At 66.9% G+C, this 21522-nt stretch carries 20 protein-coding genes; 9 read left to right on the top strand and 11 right to left on the bottom strand.

The features are described from left to right. Positions 1-9 precede the first annotated feature (9 nt). Both sctR and H0W40_RS03370 read left to right on the top strand, forming a co-directional pair. Positions 10-660, top strand: a complete 651-nt coding sequence (gene sctR, locus H0W40_RS03375) for a type III secretion system export apparatus subunit SctR (RefSeq protein WP_292443175.1) — start codon at positions 10-12, stop codon at positions 658-660. After that, complete coding sequence (locus H0W40_RS03370; protein ID WP_292443173.1) at positions 657-1355, top strand: lytic transglycosylase domain-containing protein; 699 nt, start codon at positions 657-659, stop codon at positions 1353-1355. Before sctR ends, H0W40_RS03370 begins: the two co-directional genes overlap by 4 nt. A 160-nt stretch (positions 1356-1515) precedes the next feature. On the opposite strand, the gene H0W40_RS03365 is transcribed toward H0W40_RS03370, so the two are convergent. The 3 genes from H0W40_RS03365 to H0W40_RS03355 all read right to left on the bottom strand — a co-directional run bounded on the left by H0W40_RS03365 (position 1516) and on the right by H0W40_RS03355 (position 4729). Further along, positions 1516-2943 carry a hypothetical protein gene (locus H0W40_RS03365; RefSeq protein WP_292443171.1) on the bottom strand — a complete coding sequence of 476 codons (1428 nt, stop codon included), beginning with the start codon at positions 2941-2943 and terminating at the stop codon, positions 1516-1518. 54 nt (positions 2944-2997) lie between these two features. Then, positions 2998-3201, bottom strand: coding sequence for a hypothetical protein (locus H0W40_RS03360; protein WP_292443169.1), 204 nt, complete (start codon positions 3199-3201; stop codon positions 2998-3000). 445 nt (positions 3202-3646) lie between these two features. Then, positions 3647-4729 carry a sigma-70 family RNA polymerase sigma factor gene (locus tag H0W40_RS03355; RefSeq protein WP_292443167.1) on the bottom strand — a complete coding sequence of 361 codons (1083 nt, stop codon included), beginning with the start codon at positions 4727-4729 and terminating at the stop codon, positions 3647-3649. A gap of 263 nt (positions 4730-4992) precedes the next feature. Here H0W40_RS03355 and H0W40_RS03350 point away from each other — a divergent pair, with 263 nt between their 5' ends. From H0W40_RS03350 to H0W40_RS03340, 3 genes are read left to right on the top strand one after another with little or no spacing between them, the layout of a single operon-like run. After that, on the top strand, positions 4993-5940 hold the full coding sequence (locus tag H0W40_RS03350; protein ID WP_292443166.1) for a hypothetical protein: 948 nt from the start codon (positions 4993-4995) through the stop codon (positions 5938-5940). Next, on the top strand, positions 5937-6746 hold the full coding sequence (gene sctT / locus H0W40_RS03345) for a type III secretion system export apparatus subunit SctT (protein WP_292443164.1): 810 nt from the start codon (positions 5937-5939) through the stop codon (positions 6744-6746). Before H0W40_RS03350 ends, sctT begins: the two co-directional genes overlap by 4 nt. Positions 6747-6753: 7 nt before the next feature. Continuing rightward, a complete protein-coding gene (locus tag H0W40_RS03340) occupies positions 6754-7845 on the top strand; it encodes an EscU/YscU/HrcU family type III secretion system export apparatus switch protein (protein ID WP_292443162.1) in 1092 nt (363 codons plus the stop codon). Positions 7846-7958: 113 nt separating this feature from the next. Here the strand turns inward: H0W40_RS03340 and H0W40_RS03335 are convergent, their stop codons facing one another. The 4 genes from H0W40_RS03335 to H0W40_RS03320 form a co-directional block, all read right to left on the bottom strand. Continuing rightward, positions 7959-9290, bottom strand: coding sequence for a replication-associated recombination protein A (locus H0W40_RS03335; protein WP_292443160.1), 1332 nt, complete (start codon positions 9288-9290; stop codon positions 7959-7961). A gap of 111 nt (positions 9291-9401) precedes the next feature. Further along, entirely contained in the window at positions 9402-10001 is a 600-nt protein-coding gene (gene lolA, locus H0W40_RS03330) for an outer membrane lipoprotein chaperone LolA (protein WP_292443201.1), read from the bottom strand. 95 nt (positions 10002-10096) lie between these two features. Beyond that, positions 10097-12439: a DNA translocase FtsK gene (locus H0W40_RS03325; RefSeq protein WP_292443158.1), complete on the bottom strand. Its 2343-nt coding sequence runs from the start codon at positions 12437-12439 to the stop codon at positions 10097-10099. A 212-nt stretch (positions 12440-12651) separates the two neighbouring features. Next, positions 12652-13320, bottom strand: coding sequence for a Crp/Fnr family transcriptional regulator (locus H0W40_RS03320; protein WP_292443157.1), 669 nt, complete (start codon positions 13318-13320; stop codon positions 12652-12654). Between the two features lie 208 nt (positions 13321-13528). On the opposite strand from H0W40_RS03320, the gene trxB reads away from it, so the two are divergent. From trxB to rpmG, 3 genes are all read left to right on the top strand, one after another. After that, positions 13529-14494: a thioredoxin-disulfide reductase gene (trxB, locus tag H0W40_RS03315; RefSeq protein WP_292443155.1), complete on the top strand. Its 966-nt coding sequence runs from the start codon at positions 13529-13531 to the stop codon at positions 14492-14494. Between the two features lie 180 nt (positions 14495-14674). After that, on the top strand, positions 14675-14908 hold the full coding sequence (gene rpmB, locus H0W40_RS03310; RefSeq protein WP_292443153.1) for a 50S ribosomal protein L28: 234 nt from the start codon (positions 14675-14677) through the stop codon (positions 14906-14908). A gap of 29 nt (positions 14909-14937) precedes the next feature. After that, positions 14938-15105 carry a 50S ribosomal protein L33 gene (rpmG, locus tag H0W40_RS03305; protein WP_292443151.1) on the top strand — a complete coding sequence of 56 codons (168 nt, stop codon included), beginning with the start codon at positions 14938-14940 and terminating at the stop codon, positions 15103-15105. A 153-nt stretch (positions 15106-15258) separates the two neighbouring features. Here rpmG and H0W40_RS03300 read toward each other — a convergent pair whose 3' ends face one another. The 4 genes from H0W40_RS03300 to H0W40_RS03285 all read right to left on the bottom strand — a co-directional run bounded on the left by H0W40_RS03300 (position 15259) and on the right by H0W40_RS03285 (position 19950). Continuing rightward, positions 15259-16482 (bottom strand): acyl-CoA desaturase, encoded by a 1224-nt coding sequence (locus H0W40_RS03300; RefSeq protein WP_292443150.1) that lies wholly within the window; start codon positions 16480-16482, stop codon positions 15259-15261. Positions 16483-16611: 129 nt separating this feature from the next. Further along, positions 16612-17871, bottom strand: coding sequence for an RsmB/NOP family class I SAM-dependent RNA methyltransferase (locus H0W40_RS03295; protein ID WP_292443148.1), 1260 nt, complete (start codon positions 17869-17871; stop codon positions 16612-16614). A 157-nt stretch (positions 17872-18028) separates the two neighbouring features. Then, the gene (locus H0W40_RS03290; RefSeq protein ID WP_292443147.1) at positions 18029-18802 is read right to left on the bottom strand and encodes a LytTR family DNA-binding domain-containing protein; all 774 of its coding nucleotides are present in this window, start codon (positions 18800-18802) and stop codon (positions 18029-18031) included. Positions 18803-18807: 5 nt separating this feature from the next. Continuing rightward, positions 18808-19950 carry a sensor histidine kinase gene (locus tag H0W40_RS03285; protein WP_292443145.1) on the bottom strand — a complete coding sequence of 381 codons (1143 nt, stop codon included), beginning with the start codon at positions 19948-19950 and terminating at the stop codon, positions 18808-18810. A gap of 139 nt (positions 19951-20089) precedes the next feature. Between H0W40_RS03285 and argH the strand changes: the two genes are divergently transcribed. Then, positions 20090-21496 carry an argininosuccinate lyase gene (gene argH / locus H0W40_RS03280; protein WP_292443144.1) on the top strand — a complete coding sequence of 469 codons (1407 nt, stop codon included), beginning with the start codon at positions 20090-20092 and terminating at the stop codon, positions 21494-21496. Positions 21497-21522 lie beyond the last annotated feature (26 nt).

The raw sequence follows: 21522 nt of genomic DNA, 5'->3' as shown, positions 1-21522 counted from the left end.
GCCTGCAGCATGACCGAGTACCTGCCGATCCTCATCGCCATCGGCGCCCTGGCGCTGCTGCCGTTCATCGCGCTGATGGTCACGAGCTTCGCCAAGATCGTGATCGTGCTCGGCCTGCTGCGCCAGGCGCTGGGTCTGCAGCAGGTACCGCCGAACATGGTGCTCAACGGCATTGCACTGGTGCTTTCGCTGTACGTGATGGCCCCGGTGTTCATCGCGGCCGGCGACAACCTGAGCAAAGCGGGGCTCGGTATTTCGTCTTTCAAGACGATCGAAGACCTGGACGGCGCCTACGCCGCTGTGTCCGCGCCGCTGCGCAACTTCCTGTTCAAGCATTCGGAAGTGCGCGACCGCAAGTTCTTCCAGCGCACTGCGTCGCGCCTGTGGCCCGAGGAGGCCGCGCGCAATCTGCAGGAGAACGACATGATGGTGCTGGTGCCGGCGTTCACCGTGAGCGAGCTCTCGGAAGCCTTTCGCATCGGCTTCATCATGTTCCTGGCCTTCCTGATCGTCGACCTGATCGTTGCGAATGTGCTGCTGGCGCTGGGCATGGCGATGGTCTCGCCCACCATCATCTCGGTGCCGTTCAAGCTGCTGCTGTTCGTGGTGCTGGAAGGCTGGGCGCGCTTGCTGCAGGGCCTGGTGCTCGGCTATCAATGAGTGCGCGTGCCTGCCGGCGCGGCCCGCGCGCGCTGCTGTCTGCGTTGTGCCTGGCAATAGTCGGTGCGAGCGCATCGGCGCAAGCGGCCGGGAGCATCTTCCTGTCCACCACTTCGGGCGGGCTGCCCTCGTATTCGCATGAGCCCGACAGTCCGGGCAGCGAGCCCTACCTCACTCTGGCCGAGCCGCCGCCCCGCCCGCGACAGCGGCTGTCGATCCCTGCGCTCCGGCCACGGGCATCGGAGCGCCGCGCTTATGCCGGTTTGATCACGCCCACGGTGCGCGAACTGGTAGCCGCCGCGTCACGCGCTTACGGCGTGCCGCATGCGCTGCTACTGGCGGTCATGCATGCCGAGTCCAACTTCAACCCGGCGGCCAGGTCGCCGGTCGGCGCGATCGGGCTGATGCAGATCATGCCGCCCACCGGCGCGCGCTACGGCGTGCGGCAGGGGCTGGCCGACCCGGTGAACAACATCGACGTGGGCGCGCGCTACCTGAAGGATCTGCTGGAGCTGTTCAAGGGCGACGTGCAGCTCGCGGTTGCCGCCTACAACGCCGGCGAAGGCGCCGTCATCAAGTACGGCCGGCGCATCCCGCCCTATGCGGAAACCCGGGCCTATGTGCCCAAGGTGATGTCGCTGTATGCGCGCTACCTGGGCGACGCGCCAAGCTTGAAGCTCACGTCCTTGCCTTGACGCACCGGCGAGGCGCGTGAGCGTGCCGCTTCTTCGCGTCGGGTGGCTTGAGGAACATGCTCGTCGTCCCCGGCTGTTCGCGGTGAAGAGCGCCCAGCCGGGAACGACGAGTTGCCTGCCGCTCCCCATCATCGATCGGCCGACCGGGGCGGCGGGTGCGTCAGGCTGCAGATCTTGTTTGCAAGAACTCGAACTTCTGTCGCGTCCGGGCCAGCGCGTCTTCCGGGTCAGCGGGCTGGCCGGCCAAGGGAATCGAGTTGCTGGCCAACATCGCCATGAAAGCCTTGTCGGCAGCTTCCTCGGGTGTCAGATTGGCAGCGTAGTGGTCGATGTACTCGAGCCCGATCCCGTGGTTCTTCACGGCGGCCGCGAACTGATAGGCGCTGTCGTCGGAGCCGGAGGAGTGCTTCAGGCGCGCCGCGAGTGCCGCCATGAATTCGGGAGCTGCGATCTCTTCCCTGGACAAACGGCCGGCGAATGCCACCGCGTCTTCTTCCGTCATGCCGAGCGCGGAGCATTGGGCCGCGTAGCTGCGGGCCTGCTTCAGGATCTCTTGCTTCTCCGAAACCCCCACGGCGTCCGGGTTCTCGGTGTTCAGAGCCAGGTTTTGATGTGCATTCAACCGGGCGGCGAAGGCGCTCATGAAAACCGGGTCGTTGGCCTCTTCGAGGGTCAGAGTCTTGCCGATCTCCTCTTCTGCGGGCACCGTCAACCGGTTGCCATGCGCGTTGTCGGCTGCGCGCAGAGCCGCCACGCCCTTGGCACCGGCCGTGTCCTCGGCAGCCGTATTGGCCGGCCTTGTCTTGTCGGCATCGCGAGCCGCTGAGCCAGCAATTGCGTCCACAGCGGCGCCGGCCCCGATGGCAGCAGGAAGGTCCTTGTTCGGCGGTCCATCCGCACCTGCACCTGCACCTGCACCTGCACCTGCACCTGCGCCTGCGCCAGCACCGCCCGTCAGAGCTTTAACGGTGCCGATGGCTGCGGCGCTCGCTGCGCCGGGGGAAAGGGCGGGATCGCCGGCGCCGTCTTTACCGTCGCCCGCAGCACTCGCGTCTGCCCCGTTCTTCGCAGGCCCCGCTCCTTGGCTCGGCAGGCCTTTCAACATCGTCCTGATCTGCTGCGCGTCTTTCTCGGTGAAGCCATCCGAGTCGGACGACAGCTTGCGGAATTCGTCGACGATCTTCTTTAGCTCCTTCTGGTCGTACTTGCCCGAGCCGATGGCGTCGAGCAGCATGAAAACGGTGCCCCTGTGGTTTTCCCGAAGCCCCTCGTTCTTGGTCAGGCCGCTCACGATGTCGATCAGTTCGGCGGCCAGCGATACATCGGCGTTTCCGCCGCTCATCACCGACCGGGTGAGTCGGTCGATCATCTGGCGCTCCAACTGGCTGCACTCCTGCTCGGAGTTGCCCGCCTGGTTCTGCAGTTCCTTCAGCTTTTTGCCGACCGGCGAATCACCGAGCTTGTCGATGTTTCCGCTCAGGTAGCTCACTGCCAGGCCTGCCGCGCCCGCCTTTGATTGACCGGCGCTGCCGGCGTCTCGGCCACTCGTCGCTCGGTTGCGGCTGACGCCCACGTCGGTTGTGCTCATCGTTGTTCCTTACGTTTCGAGGTGATTCGCGGAGCAAGCCTCGACCAGACTCGCCTACTGACTACTTACGCAGGGGGTACTGCGTTTCAAGGCGACGTTCGAGAAAAGTACTTGGGCACCCGTCTGCAGGCGAGAGGCTTCGCTTTCAAGGGTTGAAGCCACCTGCACGTTCCAGTGGGGCGCGCTGGCCGCGGCCATCCAGGTCGAACGGCGGGAAGGCAGAGCGGCGGCGCGGCGGGAAACGTCGTTGACGGTCATGGAAGTTCGCTTCGAGGGTGGGCCTGTTCGCAGAAAGAGGGGTGCTTGCTTCAAGACCGGATCGCTCAGGCCGCGTGGGGCGCCGTGTTGCGTGAAGCGAGATGGCCGTGCTGCCGAGCAACGCGGCCGAGCGGGCGCACCGCCTTGCGGTCACCCGAGTGCGGGTCGAAAGCTTGACGCCACGATCGGCCCGCTCGGGCGCCGGCTCGCGGTTCGCGGTTCGCGGTTCGCGGCTCGCGGCTCGCGGCTCGCGGCTCGCGGTTCGCGGTTCGCGGTTCGCGGTTCGCGGTTCGCGGTTCGCGGTTCGCGGCTCGACGCTAGATACTGAAAACGAATCTGCGATTCAAGTGCCGTCTCGCCCGAAGCTGTATCCACCACGGATACAAAGACGCTCGGAGCCGCCCGGCGCAGGGTGAGCCCTCGCCCGCCGCCCGGCAAGGTTTCGCTACAGCAGCGTGTCGGCGCTCGCGCCGGCTTCCTTCAGGGCCTTGGCCAGCTTCTTGACGGCGGCGCATTCGATCTGCCGTATGCGCTCGATCGACACGTTGAAGCGCCGCGCCAGCTCGTCGAGCGTGCAGGCGCGGTCGTTGACGAGCGCATAGCGTTCGCTGATGACCACGCGGTCTCGCTCGTTCAGGCTGTCGAGCGCGCGCCAGAGCGCGGCCATGCGCTGGAGCGCCATGGCAGCGGCTGGGGGCTCGTCTTCCGTAGGGATAGCGAGGGCATCGAGCGCCTGGGCGTCGCTGGGTTCGAAGTCGAAGACGCCGCAGGGTTGGGGGTCGTTGGCGGCCTGGTCGAGCCTGGGGTTCGGCGAGAGGAAGGATTCGTCGTGCATCGAACGCTCGTCTTCGAACTCGGCGGCGTTGAGTTCCGCTTCGAGCGGCATCGCGGCCATTTGCTCCCTGCGCAAGGCGGCTGCCGAGCGGCGGGCTGCATGGTGGCTGGCGGGCAGGCGCACCACCCCCATCAACCGGGGCAAGGCAAGCTGGATCGCCTGGCGCACCCACCACTTGGCATAGGTGGCGAAACGGTGGCCGAGTTCGGGGTCGAACCGGCGAGCGGCCGTCAGCAGGCCCATGTTGCCTTCGGCGACGAGATCGAGCATCGGCACGCCGGGCCGCTGGTAGCGGCGGGCGAACATCACCACGAGGCCGAGGTTGGCTTGCAGCAGCGCGTCGTGTGCCTCGCGGTCGCCCGCCCGCATGCGAACGGCGAGGCGGTATTCCTCGCTGCTACTCAACCGGGGTTGGCAGGCCACCTCCCAGAGGTAGCGCTCCTGCGAATCGGCGAAGTCGCAGCCTCTTTTGGCGGGCCGGCTCTTTGCGGCGGGAAGCGTGCAGTCGGGCAGTGCCGTGACGCCGCGGTGTGCCATGCGCTCGCCGATCACGCGCCGGGTCTGCCGATGGCCGTGCCCGCTGGAGAGGTAGTCGAAGGACAGTGCCAGTCCGAGGTAGCGCTGCGCGATTGCCATCGCACTGGCATGAGGCGCCGGCGCGGCGAGATGTACGGCTGGATCGGCGTGTGACATGCGATGACCTCTACTGCAACGACTCGGAAGCAACCGATGGACGAATGCAGTGTTGCGCTCGTCCGGGCCGCCGCGAGACAAGCTGAAGCAAAGTTCAGGAACTCTTCATGCCAGCGCTTCAAACGCAAGAAATACGATTGGCGCATGCCGGCAGACCGCCCAGGCCGGGCCTGCCGCCACTGGCAAGAGCCGTTCACGGCAGGCGAAGCCCCTGGCGAGTCGGCCACTCGATTCGGGCGCAAGCGGCAGGAAGGGCGAGGTCCATGTTCAAGGCAGAGCGTTTCACGCACACCATCGTCACGGTCGTCATGGGCTTGGCTGGCTTGCTTGTGTTGGCCGGCTGCGCATCGCCGCCGCCAGCGGACGCGAAGGCGGCGCCAGTGCCCGCGCCCTTGCACGGCGCCTTGCTGGTGGTGCGCTTGTCGAGCCTTCTCGAGCCGCCCGCGGCGGTGCGGGTCGATGTGGCGCTGCAAGGACAGCCGGGCGTCACCTCGGTCTCGGGCCGTCTGCAGCAAAGCGTGCCCGGCCAGTACGCCGACTACCTGCTGGCGCTGGCCTTGCCGCCCGATCGCTACCTGCTGACGGGCATTCGCGATGCAGATTCGAAGACGCCCGACGCGCAGCGGTCACTGGCGACGATCAACGTGCCGTTCGAAGTTGCGGCCATGGGGCCGGTGTATCTCGGCCGGTTGGTGCTGGCGCGCGGCGCTGCGGCGGGTGTGACCGTGGAAGACCACTTCGACGAGGACACGGTGTTGTTTCGCTCCGTCATCGACGAGCTGAAGACGGCCACCATCGGCCGCAGCATCATCTCGGCCGAGGCGTTGGTCGGCTCATTGGTATCGCCCGACCCCGACGCCGTACCGCCGCCACCGCCCGGCTCTGCGCTGAAGGTGGCACCGGTCACGGAAGCGGCCGCAGACGAGCTTGCCTCGCCAGCGCGGGCGGCGTTCGCGAAGTTCATGCTCGTGAAACTGCCGCGGGCGTTCGCCATCGGCACCGCAGGCAGCTTCGGCTACGCGCACGGCGCCAACGCGGTCGATCGCGCACTGCGCGCCTGCGCCCGGCGATCCGGCGGCGAGCCGTGCCGCCTCTTCGCCGTCGACGACACGCTGATCACGCCGGACTCGTGCCAGGCGACGCTCGACAGCGGGGGCAAGGACGCGCGGATCGATCCGGGCTGCGCGCCGGGCACTGAGACGCCGCCATGAACCTGCAAGCGCTCGCCAGCGATCCGACCGCGGTGATGTCGCTGCTCATGCCGTTGCTCGCCGGCATGCCACGCTTTGCAGCCGCGTTCGTGGTCCTGCCGCTGCTGGCGCGAGCGATCGTGCCGCGGCAGATTCGCATTGCCTTCATGCTCATCCTGGTGCTGGTGGCCTATCCGGGGCTCGCCGTGTCGTTCCCGATCGTGGACTGGCACGCGGGTCAGTGGATCGCCTTCGTGGTGAAGGAAATATTCATCGGCGGGCTGATCGGCTATGCGATGGGCATGGTGCTGTGGACGCTGACCGCCGTGGGCGAGCTGATGGACACGCAGGCGGGGTACACCAACGCGCAGATCTTCGACCCCTACGGCAACCATTCCGCCGGTCCGTTGTCGGTGCTCATGAGCCAGCTCGGTGTGCTGCTGTTCGTCGGCTTCGGCGGCCTGCAGGTGTTCTTGCAGTTGCTGTACGAGTCGCTGCTGTTGTGGCCGCCGGCATCTTTTTTGCCCGACCTGTCGGGCGCCCTGCGCGACTTCGCCATCGCCACTTCCGGCACGCTGCTGGAGATGGCGGCGCGCCTGGCGGCGCCGGTGCTCGGCGCCCTGCTGCTCATCGAGTTGGGCGTCGGGCTGATCAACCGCGCTGCGCCGCAGCTCAACGCGTTCTATTTCTCGATGCCCATCAAGGCCCTGACCGGACTGCTGGTGCTCGCACTGCTACTGAGCCACCTGGTCGATGTGGTGCGGCAGCAGTTCAGCAACGCCGAGGGCCTGCTGCCCACGCTGGACCGGGTGTGGCGCCAACGGTGAGCAGATCATGGCCAGCGAAAGCGAAGAGAAAACCGAGCAACCCACCGCCCACAAGCTGCGCGAAGCGCGAAAGCGCGGCGAGGTGGGCGTCAGCCGCGACCTGACCGGTGCGATCGAACTCGTCGCGGCATTCTTCCTGCTGTGGCTGGGCGGCGGGTTCATGGAATTGCAGATGCGTCGCGTGCTCGATGCAGCGTTGGACGTGGTCGGCTCGGGCGGCAGTTCGTCCGCCGTTGGGCCGGCCATCGAGCAAATGCTGATTGCCATGCTGTGGATCGTGGTGCCGCTGCTGCTGCTTGTAACGCTGATCGCCGTGGTCGTGGGCCTGTTGCAGACACAGGGCGTGCTGTCGGCCGACCCGCTGAAGATCCGGTTCGAGCGTCTGAACCCGGCCGAGTCGCTCAAGCTGCTCTTCTCCACTCGGCAACTGGGCGTGCTGATTCAGATGGTGCTCAAGGTGTGCCTGCTGGGGGGAGTGATCGCCTGGACTCTCTGGACCTTCATGCGGCCGCTCATCATGGAGATCTACGGCGAGACGGCCAACACCGGCCTGGCGGGGCTGACCGCGCTGCAGGTGATGTTCGGCGCTTGTGCCCTGGTGCTCGCCGTGCTGGGAACGATCGACTTCGTGCATCAACGCTTCGAATACATCAAGATGAACCGCATGTCCAAGACCGAGCGCAAGCGCGAGCACAAGGACACGGACGGCGACCCGCATATCAAGGGCGAGCAGCGCCGGCTGCAGCGCGAACTGCGGGACTCGCCCGTCAAGCCAGGCCTTGCCGGGGCCAATGTCGTCGTGACCAATCCGACCCACTTTGCAGTAGCGCTGTACTACGAACCGGGCGTGGTCGAGCTGCCGGTCGTGGTGGCGAAGGGGCAGGACGACGAGGCCCTGCGCATGCGCCGCGAGGCGGGGCAGCGCGCCATTCCCGTGCTGGAAAGCCCACCGCTCGCGCGCTCGCTGTTTCGAAGCGTGGCGCTCGGCGAGTACATCGGCGACGAGCACGTGGAGGCGGTGGCCGAGGTGTTCCGCTGGCTGAGCAGCCTGAAGGGCCAGGCGGTCGATGCGCGGGACCCGCCTGCCGCCCGGCACTGAGTGATGGCACTGAGTGATGGCACTGAGTGACGGCGCTGAGAGACAGCACCGCGCCACGGCACTGCGGCACGGCACTGCTGCGGCACGGCACGGCACGGCACGGCGCGGTTGAGCTAGCTTTCCGTCGCCTCGTCGTCGAGGCCGCGCAGGAAAGCCATCTTCTCGGCGATCTTCGCTTCCAGGCCGCGCGGCACCGGGCGGTACCAGCCAGGCTCGCTCATGCCTTCAGGCAGGTAGGTTTCGCCCGCCGCATAGCCGTGCGGCTCGTCGTGCGCGTAGCGGTACTCGCGCCCGTGGCCGAGCTCCTTCATGAGCTTGGTCGGCGCATTGCGCAGGTGCACCGGCACCTCGCGCGAGCGGTCCTGCTTCACGAAGGCGCGGGCCTGGTTGTAGGCCTGATAGCCGGCGTTGCTCTTGGGGGCCAGGGCGAGATAGATGACGGCTTGGGCCAGCGCCAGCTCGCCTTCGGGTGAACCAAGCCGCTCGTAGGTGGCGGCGGCATCGTTGGTGATCTGCAGCGCCCGCGGGTCGGCCAGGCCGATGTCTTCCCACGCCATGCGCACGATGCGGCGCGAGAGGTACTTGGCGTCCGCACCCCCGTCGAGCATGCGGCACAGCCAGTACAGCGCGGCGTCGGGGTGCGAGCCGCGCACCGACTTGTGCAGCGCCGAAATCTGGTCGTAGAAGTTGTCGCCGCCCTTGTCGAAGCGGCGCACGTTGAGGCTGAGCGCGTTCTCGACGAACTTCGCGTCGATGGTTTGAACCCCCGCCGAGCGCGCCGCCGTGTCGGCCTGTTCCAGCAGATTGAGGAAGCGCCGCGCGTCGCCGTCGGCGTAGCCGATGAGCGTGTCGATCGCGACGGCATCGAACTGAAGGTGGGCCAGCGCCTTGTCGTGCGCGCGCTCGAACAACAGGCGCAGGTCATCATCGCCCAGCGACTTGAGCACGTACACCTGCGCCCGCGACAGCAGCGCCGAGTTGACCTCGAACGACGGGTTCTCGGTGGTTGCACCGATGAAGGTGAACAGGCCCGACTCCACGTGCGGCAGGAAGGCGTCCTGCTGCGACTTGTTGAAGCGGTGAACCTCATCGACGAAGAGGATGGTGCGCCGGCCCATGCCCCGCGCGACCTGCGCCTGCTCGACCGCCTCGCGGATGTCCTTCACGCCGCCGAGCACCGCCGAGATGGCGATGAACTGCGCATCGAAGGCATCGGCCATCAGCCGCGCCAGGGTCGTCTTGCCGGTGCCGGGCGGGCCCCACAGGATCATCGAATGCGGCCGCCCCGAGGCAAAAGCTGCGGACAGCGGCTTGCCTTCACCGAGCAGTTGGGATTGGCCGATGACCTCGGCCGGCGAGCGCGGGCGCAGCCGCTCGGCCAGCGGCGCGGCATCGTCCGCGGGAGACGCGGCAGCGGGCTCCAGCGGCAGGCTCATCGAGGGCATGTCGTCGATTGTGGCAGCGGCAAAGCACAGCTTTCGCGGCGCTTGTCCGCTCGAGCGCCGGCGCGCGGTACGCGAGAAGCCGCGGTCGCGGCGGTCTCTTTCCCTCGGTGGCTACTGCGCAATCACGTCAACGTCGGCCGGCGGGGTGAACATGAAGCGCCCGGGTGGCAACGCCGGGTTGGCCTCGACCTGCGAGAACGCCAGCCGCGAACGCTGCCCGAAGGCATCGACGATCTCCACTGCGGCCAACGTGCCGTCGCGAAAACCGATCTTCAGCGACTGGAAAGACCCGTCCTTCACGCGCGGCAGTGCCTGCACCCACTGCAGCCCGCCCTCGTCGGGCAGCGCCTTCAGCTCGAAGTCGCGCTCCAGCGAGCCGCCCGCCAGCAAGGCGGCCGGCGTCGCGCCCAGCGCCTGATCGAAAGCACGCACGGTGACCTGCTCGAGGTCGGTGTCGTAGAGCCAGACCTTCTGGCCGTCGGCGACGATCAACTGCTCGTAGGGCTTCACGTAGGCGAAGCGGAAGCGGTTCGGACGGGCGAACTCGAAGCTGCCGCTGGAGCTGCGCTTCTTGACGCCGTCGGGCGAGGTCACTGTTTGCGTGAAGGCGGCGCGGCCGGTCTTCACTTCGCTGATGAAGGCCTTCAGCGTGTCGAGCGCGTCGGCGCGGGCGGTGGTTGCGGCCAGCGTCAACAGGCCGGCCACGCACATGCGAGCGACAAAAGACGGACGCTTGCTGCTCTGCCCACCCTCGCCGAACGATCCGCGCGAGCGCCGGAGTCCTTCATCCTTCATCGCTCGATCCTTTATTCAGCATCGCGCCGGGGCACCAGCAGGTCGCGGTTGCCGTTCGTCGCCATGCCCGATACGAGCCCGGATTTCTCCATTTGTTCCAGCAGCCGCGCCGCGCGGTTGTAGCCGATGCGCAGGTGGCGCTGCACCAGCGATATGGAAGCTCGCTTGTGCTGCAACACGGTGGCCACGGCCTGGTCGTACATGGGGTCCGCCTCGGCGTCCGCCGCGCCGCCGCCCTCGCCGGCCACACCGCCCTCCTCGTCGAGCGTGCCGCCCTCGAGAATGCCTTCGATGTAGTTGGGTTCGCCCTGGCTGCGCAGGTAGTCGGCGACGCGGTGGACTTCCTCGTCGCTGACGAAGGCGCCGTGCACGCGCACCGGCAGGCCGGTGCCTGAAGGCATGTAGAGCATGTCACCCATGCCGAGCAGCGCTTCGGCGCCCATCTGGTCGAGGATGGTGCGCGAGTCGATCTTGCTGCTGACCTGAAACGCAATGCGCGTCGGAATGTTCGCCTTGATGAGGCCGGTGATCACGTCGACGCTGGGCCGCTGCGTGGCGAGGATCAGGTGGATGCCGGCCGCACGTGCTTTCTGCGCCAGGCGAGCGATCAGCTCCTCGATCTTCTTGCCGACCACCATCATCAGGTCGGCGAGCTCGTCGATGACGATCACCACGTGCGGCAGGCGCTCCAGCGGCTCGGGCTGCTCGGGCGTGAGGCTGAAAGGGTTGGGCAGCTTGTCGCCCTTGGCCGCGGCCTCGTCGATCTTCTTGTTGTAGCCGGCCAGGTTGCGCACGCCCAGCTTGCTCATCAGCTTGTAGCGCCGCTCCATCTCGCCCACGCCCCAGTTGAGCGCGTTGGCGGCCTGCTTCATGTCGGTGACCACCGGGCACAGCAGGTGCGGAATGCCCTCGTAGATGCTCATCTCCAGCATCTTGGGGTCGATGAGGATCAGCCGCACGTCGCGCGCCTCGGCCTTGTAGAGCAGGCTGAGGATCATGGCGTTGATGCCGACCGATTTGCCCGCGCCGGTGGTGCCCGCGACGAGGCAGTGCGGCATCTTCGCGAGATCGGCGACGACCGGGCCGCCGACGATGTCCTTGCCCAGGCCGATGGTGAGCATGGAGGCGGCGTCGTTGTAGGCCTGCGAGCCGAGGATCTCGGCCAGACGGATCATCTGCCGCTTGGCATTGGGCAGCTCCAGCGCCATGTAGTTCTTGCCGGGAATCGTCTCGACCACGCGGATGCTCACGAGGCTCAGCGAACGCGCGAGGTCCTTGGCCAGACCGACGATCTGCGAGCCTTTCACGCCGGTGGCCGGCTCGATCTCGTAGCGCGTGATCACCGGGCCGGGCGAGGCCGCCACCACGCGCACCTCGACGCCGAAATCCTTGAGCTTCTTCTCGATCAGCCGCGAAGTCATCTCGAGCGACTCGGGCGTCACCGTCTCCATGCGGCCGGGCGCGGCGTCGAGCAGATCGACCTGCGGCAGCTTGGTGTCGGCCAGTTCGGTGAACAGCGGTTTCTGTTTTTCCTTGGCGACTCGTTCGCTTTTCGGAAGCTCGACGATCGGCGCTTCGATGACCAGGGGTGCGTGGTCGCCGAGCTGCACGCGCTCGGACTCGACCACGGTTTCGCGTTCGCGCAGCGCCTGCTCTCCGAGGCGGATGTCCTCGGCGCGCTCGATGCGCTCAATCCGCTTCTCGCGCAGACCTTCCAGCGCGGCACCGAGCTGCTCCGCGACCACCGGCCACGAAAAGCGCAACGCCAGCGGCAAGCTCGCCACCAGCGCCGCAATCCAGAACACGCCCGAGCCGGTGAAGCCGATCGCCTTCACGCTGGCAGCGCCCAGCGCATAGCCGAGCGCGCCGCCGGCGTGGCCGCCCGGCAAGCCGGCCTCCCATTGATACAAGCGCGTGTGCTCGAGCGAACAGCTCGCGGCCAGCAGCAGCACGACACCGAACCACAGCAGCCAGTCCGGCCGCGCTGCCACCGGATCGGCCCGGGTTGCCGCCCGGTCACCCCGCAGCCACAGCGCCAGCGCGCCGAGCCAGGCACGCGCCCCGAGCGGCAGCAGCCACCAGGCCGAATGGCCCAACAGGAAGAAAGCGAGGTCCGCAAACCAGGCGCCGACCGCACCGGCGCCGTTGTGGATGTCGGGGCGCAGGCCGGAGGTCGACCACGCGGGATCGCCCGCGCTGTGGGTGAGCAGCGCCAGCAGCGCCAGCAACCAGACGACGCCGCCGAACACCACTGCGAACTGGAGACGCCAACGCGTTGCAGCGGTCTGGGGCGCGGCGCTTCGGGCGGAGAGTGCGGCGCCGTCGGCGCCGAGAGAACCGAGGGGAAAACTCATGGCGGCGATTGTCGCCCGAGCGGCGTGCCGCTTGCCGCCGTGGCGGTGTCGATCTGTTGCGCGATGCTCAGGCGGTGCAGTGGTTCACACAGTCGCACTCTGGCGTTCTTCGCCACCGCGACAACCGTTGCACAGCGCAGCGGCGTCGCTGCCACCGGGTTGGTGCGATGCCCGGAGCGAGCCGGGACCGCACGAGCCGGGACGTCTTCCTCTCAGCGCTGCGCCAGCCGCTCCATGATGTGGACCGCACCGGTGTCCTGCGTCTTGATGAAGCCGCGCTCTTCCAGGTCTTTCATCACGCGGCTGACCATCTCGCGGGAGGCGCCGACCACTTTGGCGAGGTCCTGCCGCGAGACCTTGTTGCGGATGAGCTTGTAATCGGCGCCGTCTTCGGACATGTCGAGCAACGCGCGAGCGACCCGGCCGTACACGTCGAGCAGCGCCAACGATTCGATCTGCCGGTCGGCCGAGCGCAGCCGCGAAACCAGGCCGCGCATGATCGCGTACGACAGGCTCGAGTTCTCCGGCAGGCAACGCGTGAACTCGGAACGGCCGAGCACCAGCGCATCGCTCTGCACCTCGGCGCGGACCGTTGCGGAATGCGGCTCGTTGTCGATGAGGCTCATCTCGCCGAGGTAGTCGCCCGGCTGCAGCACCGCCAGGATGACCTCCCGGCCACGCGCATCCGCCGTGACGACGCGGGCGCGCCCGGTGAGCAGGATGAACAGCGAGTTGGATTTCGTGCCCTGTTCGACGATGGTTTCGCCGCGCCGGTAGCGCCGCTTCACCACGCCATCGGCAATCGACTGGGCCTGCTCGCCGGTAAGCAGCGAGAACAGCGGCACACGCCGGATCAGGTCGAGATTGGACAACATCGCCATCAGACATCCTCCTGGTTTGTTGTGCATCGATCGCGGCCGCCGACCGGCTTGCAACGCCTCTCGATGACCTTACCTACAATCCACGCTGCGCCGCAGGAACGGCAGAGAAGCGTGATTTGTTGCCGCCGGCCACTCTAACCGAAGGTCAGCGCTCACAACCCCGGACGCACCCTTAAATGGCCGGTGAACCACACCCGCACCCCTACCCATGAGCACGCCACAAACCCCGCACGCGAAGGTTCTGATCCTCGGCTCCGGTCCCGCCGGCTACACCGCGGCGCTCTACGCTGCCCGCGCCAACCTCGAGCCGATGCTCGTGACCGGCCTCGCTCAAGGCGGGCAGCTCATGACGACCACCGATGTCGACAACTGGCCGGCCGACGTGCATGGCGTGCAGGGGCCCGATCTCATGCAGCGTTTTCTCGAGCACGCGGAGCGCTTCAAGACGCGGATCGTGTTCGACCACATCAACACGGTCGATTTTTCCAAACGCCCCTTCGTGCTGACCGGCGATGCCGGCGGCTACACCTGCGACGCGCTGATCGTCGCCACAGGCGCCTCGGCCAAGTACCTGGGCCTGCCCTCGGAGCAGGCCTTCATGGGCCGCGGCGTCAGCGGCTGCGCTACGTGCGACGGCTTCTTCTATCGGGACCAGGAGGTGTGCGTGATCGGCGGGGGCAACACCGCGGTCGAGGAAGCGCTGTACCTGTCGAACATTGCCAGCAAGGTGACGCTGGTCCATCGCCGCGACAAGTTCAAGGCCGAACCGATCCTGGTGGACAAGCTGATGGAGAAGGCCGCCGCCGGAAAGATCGAGCTCAAGCTCTTCCATGTGCTCGACGAAGTGCTCGGCGATACCAGCGGCGTCACCGGCATCCGCCTGAAAAGCACGCAAGACGGCAGCACCCACGAGTTGAAGCTGCAAGGCTGCTTCATTGCCATCGGCCACCAACCCAATACCGAAGTCTTCCAAAGCAAGGTCGAGATGAAGGACGGCTACATCATCACCAAAAGCGGCCTGTCCGGCTTTGCCACCATGACCAGCGTGCCCGGTGTGTTCGCCGCCGGAGACGTGCAGGACCATGTGTACCGCCAGGCGATCACCAGCGCCGGCACCGGCTGCATGGCTGCGCTCGATGCGCAGCGCTTCCTGGAGCAGGACGGCACGCTCTGAGCGCGCGGTGCCCCCAGCCGCTGCCGTGCGTCTATAATCGCGCTCTTTGCCGGATATCAGACCCGGCACCTGCAGCCTGCCGTATGCGGCACGCGAAGGCGCCGGAAGGGCACGCACCAGGCAGGAACGCCTGCTCTGTATGCCGATTCAAACCTAGCGAATTACGAACGGAGAAGCGTCATGGCACGCGTCTGTCAAGTCACGGGCAAGCGCCCGATGGTTGGGAACAATGTTTCCCACGCGAACAACAAAACGAAGCGCCGCTTCCTGCCTAACCTGCAGTACCGCCGTTTCTGGCTCGAAACCGAGAACCGCTGGGTCCGCCTGCGCATCAGCAACGCCGCGCTGCGCCTGATCGACAAGGTGGGGATCGAGAAGGTCGTCGCCGACCTGCGCACCCGCGGCGAACTCTGATCGCCTGACCCGAAAGCAAGGAGCACATCATGGCCAAAGGTGGACGCGAAAAGATCAAGCTGGAATCGACTGCCGGCACCGGTCACTTCTACACGACCGACAAGAACAAGAAGACGATGCCCGAGAAGATGGAGATCATGAAGTTCGATCCCAAGGCTCGTAAACATGTCGCCTACAAGGAAGTGAAGCTGAAGTAATTCGGCCCCTTTCTCAGCAAGAACCCGCCCGGCTTTGGCCCGGCGGGTTTTTTGTTGCTCCGCGAGTGGCCAAGCGCAACCGCAAGCCCCCGCGCGCGCTCCATGAAAAAAGCGCCCCGCAGGGCGCTTTCGTCGGTGAGCGGATCGCCGTCTTCAGGCGTGCGCCGCGCGCAGCCGCAACGCAAACTCCTGCAAGGTTGCAATACCGCTTTCCTCGGCCTTCTTGCACCATGCCTGCAGGTCCGCCACCAGTTGCTCGGCCGACACGTTGGTGCGGGTCCACAACTGGCGCAGTTCTTCGCGCATCGTCACCAGCATGTCGAGCACCGGATGCTCCGCGCGTGCGGAGGCCACCTGCGACCGCACCGCGTGCGGAATGCGGTCGTCGTCACGGTGCAGCCAGCGCTGGGCCAGCCTCAATTGGGCCTGCTTGGCCGGGTCCGGCTGGCCGCTGGCTTTGAGGCGCGCCATCTCGGTCGCACAAGCGGCCTTGAGATCGCGGCCGTAGCTGGCCATCAATTCGTAGCGGTGGTTGATGATGGCTTCCAGCGTCTGGCTGTCTGCCACCGGCTTCAGGGCGCCCAGTGCCATCTTCGGCGGCGTCTTGCGCACGGTGGCGAGGCCCAGCATTTCCAGCCCACGGATGTAGGCCCAGCCGATGTCGAACTCGTAGGGCTTGACCGACAGCTTGGCCGAGGTCGGGTAGGTGTGGTGGTTGTTGTGCAACTCCTCGCCGCCGATGATGATGCCCCAGGGCGAGATGTTGGTCGAAGCATCGGGGGCCTCGAAGCTCCGGTAGCCCCACCAGTGCGCCAGGCCGTTGATGATGCCGGCCGCGGTGATCGGGATCCAGGCCATTTGCAGCGCCCATACCGACGCGCCGATGGCGCCGAACAGGAACAGGTTGACGAGCAGCATGAGGCCCACGCCCTGCCAGCTGTAGCGGGTATAGAGGTTGCGCTCGATCCAGTCGTCAGGGGTGCCGTGGCCGAACTTGGCCAGCGTTTCCTCGTTCTTGGCTTCGGCGCGGTACATCTCGCTACCGGTCAGCAACACGGCCTTGATGCCGCGGGTCTGAGGGCTGTGCGGGTCGTCGTGCGTCTCGCACTTGGCGTGGTGCTTGCGATGGATCGCGACCCACTCCTTGGTCACCATGCCGGTGGTCAGCCACAGCCAGAAACGGAAGAAATGCATCACAGCCGGATGCAGATCGAGCGAGCGGTGCGCCTGCGAGCGGTGCAGGAAGATCGTGACGGCGGCGATGGTGATGTGCGTGAATACCAAAGCGGCGATCAGGACCTGCCACCAGGAAGCCTGCAGCCATCCATCAGCGAGGCCATCGATCAGCGCAAACCACAAGGTCGATATCGATTCCATTCGTATCCTTTTGAGCAACAGCAGATTGTAGTTGGCGAGCCCCGGAGAAACCCCAGAAAAAAGCCGTCTATTGCAGTCGCCTTCGCTTGGAGTACACGGCGAGCGCAACGTTCACGGCAGCCACTCTTCTCATTTGCGTTGCCACGTGGCCGCGAAGAAGCCGTCGGTTGCGTGCCGATGAGGCCACAAACGCAGATAGTCGTCTGCGACGAGATCCAGCGCTTGCCCCAGCCCGGCCCGCCGGAGCGCGGCGACAACGGGCAGCGGCACGAACTCGCGGTGCTCGGTGCCGAAGCGCTGCGCGATCTTCTCGTTCTCCGCCTCGAGCAGACTGCAAGTCGCATAAACGAGCCGGCCGCCCGACTTGAGAAGGCGCGCCGCGCTGTTCAGAATCGCCGTCTGTCCCTCTCGCAAGGCATCGATCGTCTGTGGCGACTGTCGCCACTTCAGATCGGGATTGCGACGCAAGGTCCCCAGCCCCGAGCAGGGGGCGTCGACCAGCACGCGGTCCATCTTTCCAGCCAGGCGCTCGATACGATCGTCCCGCTCATGCGCGATCTGTACCGCATAGACATTGGACAGACCGCTGCGCGCCAACCGCGGCTTGAGCGCATCGAGCCGGTGACCAGACACGTCGAAGGCGTAGAGCCGGCCGGTATTGCGCATCATCGCGCCGAGCGCCAGCGTCTTGCCGCCGGCGCCGGCACAGAAATCGACCACCATCTCGCCGCGCCGCGCCTCGGTCAGCAGGGCCAGCAACTGGCTGCCCTCGTCCTGCACCTCGACATCGCCCCGCGTAAACACGTCGAGCTTGCTGATCGCCGGCTTGCCGGTGGCGCGCAGGCCCCAAGGCGAATGCGGCGTCGGCTGCGTCTCGATGCCGGCATCTGCAAGACCAGTCCTGACCTCCTCGCGCTTGGCGCGAAGCGCGTTGACACGCAGGTCGAGTGGCGCGGGGGTATCGAGGCTGGCCACCAGCGACCAAAACTCTTCGTCGCCGAGCGCCGACTTCAGTGCGCCGGCGAGCCAGTCGGGCAGGTTGTGGCGCAGCGGCTCGGGCAGGCTTTCCGTCGCGACGCCACGAACGCGCTCGAGCCATTCGGTTTCAGGTGGTGCGAGCGTGCCACCGAAAAAGCCTTCACTGCCTTGCCAGCCGAGCAGCGCCAGCCGGCGCTCCAAAGGCCCCGAGCCCGACTGCGCGAAATGCTGTAGTAGCGGTCGCCGACGCAAAACGGTGTAAACCGTTTCGGCCAGAGCATGGCGCTCGCGCTGGCCGAGATTGCGGTGCTGGCGGAAGAAGGAGGAAACGACCGCGTCGGCCGGCTGCTCGAATCTGAGCACGGCGCCTAGCAACTCGCCGGCAAGGTCGAGCAAAGCGGTGGGATGCATCGCGCCGATTATCGGCGGCGCCTTCTCGCGCTCACCGTGCGGCGGGCGCCCGGTGGACCGAGCGCTGCTCTTTCATCCAATGCGAAAGTCGGGTTGCTCAGTCGGCCAGCACCCTCAAGCCCTGCCGTATCGCGCCGTCATGACCGTCCGCACGGACTCACAGCCCACCGTCCGCCAGCGCTTGGCGCACCGCGCCGATCTGCCGTCGGGAGACTGCGAGCCATTCCTCGGTCGGGCTGACCTGTACCGCCCAGCCTTCGGCGCCCTCCTCCTCGCTGGCACGGTGCTCGAGTGCGCGGACGGCGGACTTGGCGACCACGGCATTGCGATGCACGCGCAGAAAGGGCTCACCCAACCGCTGTTCCAGATCGGCCAGCGCTTCGTCGAGCACGTAGCTGTGTCGCGCGGTGCGCAGGGTCACGTATTTGAGTTCGGCCTTGAGATACAGCACTTCGGCCAGCGGCACACGCACCAGCCGGCCGCGTTCGCTGACCACGATGACGGGCTCTGCAGCGACAGACGTTCCGCCGGCTGCGAACAGGCGGCGCGCCACGCGGGCCAGGGCAGCCTGCAGACGTTCTCGCCGAACCGGTTTCGCGAGGTAGTCAGTCGCCTCCAATTCGAAGGCACGCAAGGCATGCTCGGCGTGCGCCGTGATGAAAACCACTGCCGGGGGCCGGGGCAGCGCCTGCAGGCGTGCGGCCAGTGCGATGCCGTCCAGGCCGGGCATCTGGATGTCGAGCAGCAGCACGTCGGCGGAAGCCTGCTCCAACCAGTGCAACACCGCCTGTGCGTCACCCAGCTCACCCACCACCTCCACGCCCGACTCGCTCGCCGCGCCGACCTCGCGCACCAGTTGCGCGAGTCGCAGGCGCGCCAGCGGCTCATCGTCGACGATCAGCACGCGCAAGGACTTGTCTACGGTGGTCATCTCGTTCACAGCGGCACCACGATCTGCACCCGGTAGACATCGCCATGGCGGCGTGCGCTGAAGTCGGCTGCGACGTCGTGCATGAGCCGCAGTCGCTCGTGCACATTGCGCAGCGCGATGCCGTGCCCGGGCACGGCCGGCGCTGCGGAGCTCCCCGGCAGGCTGTTGGCGACGAGGATTTCGACCTGATTGCGCCGCACCCTCGTGCGCACCCGCAGCATGCCGCCTTGCGCGGCCGGTTCGATGCCGTGCTTGACAGCGTTCTCGACCAGCGGCTGCAGCAGCAGGGGCGGCAGCCTGGCGCCATCGGCCTGGGGGTCGAGTTCCCAACGCACTTGAAGGCGCGCGCCGAAACGCAGCTCCTCGATCTGAAGATAGCGGCGCGCCAGCTCGATCTCGTCGCCCAGGGTGGTTGCGGCCTGCGGCCCGCCGTCTGACAGCGCCACGCGGAACAGTTCTGCCAGGTCTTCCAGCACCGTCTCGGCCCGGGACGGGTCGATGCGCACCAGCGCAATCGCAGTGTTCAAGGTGTTGAACAAGAAATGCGGACGAATGCGCGACTGCAGTTCCGCCAGCCTCGCCGTGGTGGCCGCCGGCAGCTGCAGCCGGGCGCGCTGGCGTAGCCAGTGGAAGAAGGCGGCAGCCATGGCGGCACCCGTCGCTGCCACGGCGAAGGCCTGCAGCACGCTGGCTTCGGGCGTCGCCGCGGGCCACTGCACCCAGTCCCACAAACTGCGCGCCGCCAGGGCGCAGGCCCCTCCCCACGAGATCGCGGCGGCCCATTGCGCGCCGGCCGGCAGCCGGGCCAGGCGGCGCTCGGCGAGGCAGGCGGTGATCAACCAGACCAGCAAGGCTGGGAGCGCCACCGCCGAAGTGGCCGCGAACTGGCGCCACCACGCACCGGCATCGGCCACCGAAAAGGCCACGCCGAGCGCAAGCACGCCATGCACGAACAAGACCGCCCGCAGCACGACGCCGACGTGGCAGACGTCGAAGGCCGAGCTTCGGTTGTCAGCCAGGCGCCTGTCCGGCGTGTCGCCGTCCAGACCGCCGAAGCCGGTGCTGAGCAGCACGGGTGCCGTGCTCGTGCCCAGGCCGGACGCCGGCGTGCGGCCGACCGGCGGAGCAGAGGATTTCGCGGCAGTCACCGGCGTTCGTCGCGTTCGGGTTTCGGTCAGGAGCGGTGCAGGAGCGGTGCAGGAGCGGCGCGAGAGCGAAAAGGCGCCTTCTACAATCGATTGTCCACAACCCATGCGGTCCACGGCAAGCCGCAGCACCCGCCCCTCGATGAGCAACGACAACCAATTCGACAAGAAGTCACGAGCCTGGTCGGCGCTGTTCTCGGAACCGATGAGCGAGCTGGTGCAGCGCTACACGGCCAGCGTCGATTTCGACAAGCGCCTGTGGCGCGCCGACATCGACGCGTCGCTCGCCCATGCGGAGATGCTTGCCGCGCAGCGCATCCTCGGTGCCGACGACCACGCCGCCATCGTGCGCGGCATGGCGCAGATTGCGGCCGACATCGAAACGGGCACCTTCGAATGGAAGCTAGAGCTTGAGGACGTGCACCTCAACATCGAGGCGCGCCTGACCCAACTCGTCGGCGACGCCGGCAAGCGCCTGCACACCGGCCGCTCGCGCAACGACCAGGTCGCCACGGATGTGCGCCTGTGGCTGCGCGGCGAAATCGACACCCTGTGCGCGCTGCTCACGGCGCTGCAACGCGCACTGGTCGATGTGGCCGAACCCAACGCCGAGGTGATCCTGCCCGGCTTCACGCACCTGCAGGTGGCACAGCCGGTGAGCTTCGGCCACCATCTGCTGGCGTATGTGGAGATGTTCTCGCGGGACGCCGAACGCCTGATCGACGTGCGCAAACGCGTCAATCGCCTGCCGCTCGGCGCCGCGGCGCTGGCCGGGACGAGCTACCCGCTCGACCGCGAGCGTGTCGCGCGCACGCTCGGCTTCGAGGGCGTGTGCCAGAACTCTCTCGACGCCGTGAGCGACCGCGACTTCGCCATCGAGTTCTCTGCCGCCGCAGCGCTGTGCATGGTGCACGTGTCGCGCCTGAGCGAGGAGCTGATCCTGTGGATGAGCCAGAGCTTCGGCTTCATCGACCTGGCCGATCGCTTCTGCACCGGCTCGTCGATCATGCCGCAGAAGAAGAACCCCGACGTCCCCGAACTCGCGCGCGGCAAGACCGGCCGCGTGGTTGGCCACCTGATGGGCCTGCTCACCTTGATGAAGGGCCAGCCACTGGCCTACAACAAGGACAACCAGGAAGACAAGGAGCCGCTGTTCGACACGGTCGATACGCTGAGCGACACCCTGCGCATCTTTGCGGAACTGGTCGGAGGCATCAGCGTCAAGCCCGAGGCAATGGAGCGCGCCGCGCTCAAGGGCTACGCCACCGCGACCGATCTGGCCGACTACTTGGTGAAGAAGGGGCTGCCGTTTCGCGATGCGCATGAGGTGGTTGCGCATGCGGTCAAGGTCGCCATCGCTCAGCGCGTCGATCTGTCGGAGCTGCCGCTGGCCACGCTGCAGACTTTTCACCCGTCGATCGGCGAAGAGGTGTATGCCCTGCTCACGCTGCGCGGCTCGCTCGATGCACGGCAGGTGCTCGGCGGTACGGCACCGGCGCAGGTGCGGGTGCAGATCGCGCGGCATCGGGCACGGCTCGGCCCCGTCTGAAGCCGTGTTCGCATCCGACGGCGCGC

This window comes from Methylibium sp. (genome assembly GCF_013817345.1).
Taxonomy (GTDB): domain Bacteria; phylum Pseudomonadota; class Gammaproteobacteria; order Burkholderiales; family Burkholderiaceae_C; genus Methylibium.
This window is presented reverse-complemented; position numbering and strand designations above follow the sequence as displayed.